We start from the raw sequence: 2554 nt of genomic DNA, 5'->3' as shown, positions 1-2554 counted from the left end.
AGGAAAGCGCCGCCACCCACACCGGGGCGATGGCGGGCGATTATGCGCTGATGAAGGCCAAGCTTGGCCGCGAGGGCGTGATCTTTGCCGACACGCTCGAGGAACTGGGCGACATCACCGAAATCGCACTGCGCTGCCCGGACCTTCCCGGCGCCAATATGGCGGTGCTGGGCGAAAGCGGCGCGCTGCGCGGCCTCGCCTTCGACATCGCCGAGGATATCGGGCTCGACCTGATCGACCTCAACGATGAGAACAGCCCGAAATTGCGCGAGATCCTGCCCGATTTCGTGCCGGTTTCGAACCCGACCGACATCACTGCGCTGGGCCTGTCGGAGCCCGAAATCTACACCAAGGTCCTGACCGCGATGATGGAAGACGACCGGATCGGATCTGTGGTTGCCTCGATCATCCAGACCGACCCGATCACCAGCGGGATCAAGCTGCCGCATATCATCAAGGTGCTGGAAGACGGGACCTTCCCCAAGCCGCTGGTATTCGCCGGCGTCGATGAGGGGGCAACGATCCCGCAGGACTATATCGAAGGGCTGCGCAAGGTCGGGATTCCCTGGTTCCCGTCGACCGAACGCGCCTATCGCGCGATCGCGCGGCTGGCCGATCTCTCGAAGCGCGAACTCGGCGACCATTCGAAGCCGTCGATCGCGGTGCCGGGCCTCGACGCGGTCCATGGCGTCGTCCCCGAATACAAGGCCAAGGAATTGCTCGCTCCGCTTGGGATCAGCTTCCCCGAAGGCAAGTTTGCAGCAAGTGCCGACGATGCCGTCGCCGCTGCCGAAGCGATCGGCTACCCGGTGGTGATCAAGGGCCAGGCCGCCGCGCTCGGCCACAAGAGCGATGCCGGGGCGGTGCTGCTCAACCTCAAGAACGCCGACGATGTCCGTGCGGCGTTCGACAGGATGTATGCCAATGTTGCGGCCTACGATCCCTCGATCGCGCTCGATGGCGTGCTGGTCGAAAAGATGGGCAGGATGGGCATGGAAATGATCGTCGGCGCCAAGGGCGATCCCGAATGGGGCCCGGTGGTGCTGGTCGGGTTCGGCGGGGTGACCGCCGAAATCCTCAAGGATGTGGTGCTGGTGACGCCGGACTTGTCCGAGGAGCAGGTCGTGGCCAGGCTGCTGGGATTGAAGCAGGCCAAGCTCCTTACCGGCTATCGCGGCTCGCCCGCGCTCGATGTTGACGCGCTGGCAAAGCTGGTGGTCGAAATGGGCCGGATCATGGTAGGCAACCCCCAGATTCGCGAAATCGACCTGAATCCCGTAATAATCCATCCCAAGGGAGAAGGCGTTGTCGCCCTCGACGCCCTGATGCTGGTAGAAAACTGAGACATGACCGAGACCCTGACCAAGACCAAGAACGTCCTCGAAAAGCTCGCGGACACCAATCCGGATTGCGAGATCTGGTGGGATTCCTCGCCGCTGATCTATCCGAGCTGGAAGGCGGAATCGCTGGACAAGGCGCCCGCCGCCAAGGCTGCAGAGTGGAACGAGCAGCTGACCCGGCTGTATGACAACGGGACCATCCACGATCACGGCACGATGGGCTTTCGCGGGGTCACCACCAACCCGCCGCTCAGCCTGCAGGCGATCAAGCTCGCGCCCGAATTGTGGGCCGCCGAGATCAAGAAGATCGCGCGCGACAATCCCGGCATGGATGTCGAAGGCGTCTATTGGGCGATGTATCTCGACCTGGTGAAGAAGGGCGCTTCGGCGATCCACCCGGTGTTCGCAAAATCCGGCGGAAAATATGCCTGGCTTTCGGGCCAGGTCGATCCGCGCTTCGTCACCGACGGCGATCGGATGCTCGAACAGGGCCTGTCGATCGCCGCCCAGGGCGAGAATGTGATGGTCAAGCTGCCGGGCTCGAAGGAGGGCTATGAAGTTCTCGAGGAACTGACCGCACGCGGCATTTCGACCAACAACACCACCAGCTTCACCGTTGCCCAGTACACGCGCTGCCGGGCCGCGGTGAGCGCGGGCCTGCTGCGGGCCAAGGCCGCGGGCGTCGACCTTTCCAGATGGCGCTCGGTCATCACCCACATGTCGTCGCGGCTGGGCCAGCTCGGCGACTGGAAGAAGGAAGCCGATGCGCGCGGGATCGACCTGTCGCTGATGGAAATCCGCGATGGCGAGGAAGCCGTGCTCAAGCGCGCCTATTGGCAGGGCAAGGAAATCGGCCACCCATCGAAAATGCTGCAATGTTCGATGCGGGTCGAGAAGGACGATTACGGCAACATTGTGAGCCGCCACATCCAGGATTTCGCGGGGTCCGACATGGTCTATACCTGCCCGCCGAGCTACATCCTCGGGCTGATGGAGGTCGAGGAGGAACTCGGCGAATTCGACCCGAAGGCGATCGAACGCGAGCCGAACAGGAAGAGCCTCGAAAAGCTGTTGAAGCTGCCGAGCTTCCGCCAGGCCTATGAATTCGAAGGCATGAAGCCCGAGGAATTCAGCCGCTACGGCTCGTTCATCGCCACCGCGAGCGAATTTGCCGCGGCGACCCGCCAGACGGTCGATTTCGTGCGGATGACGCT

The 2554-nt window shown here is 62.9% G+C and carries 2 protein-coding genes; both read left to right on the top strand.

Annotated features, from left to right (window positions below):
• The coding region (locus tag AC16XC_RS07875; protein WP_484034099.1) for an acetate--CoA ligase family protein at positions 1-1343 on the top strand (1343 nt) is incomplete at its 5' end.
• A 3-nt stretch (positions 1344-1346) separates the two neighbouring features.
• Positions 1347-2554, top strand: a 1208-nt coding sequence (locus AC16XC_RS07870) for a transaldolase family protein (protein ID WP_484034098.1), incomplete at its 3' end; no start/stop codon positions are given.

This window comes from Candidatus Andeanibacterium sp. (genome assembly GCF_057143545.1).
Note: the sequence above shows the minus strand (reverse complement) of the source record. Positions and strands in the feature narration are given on the sequence as shown.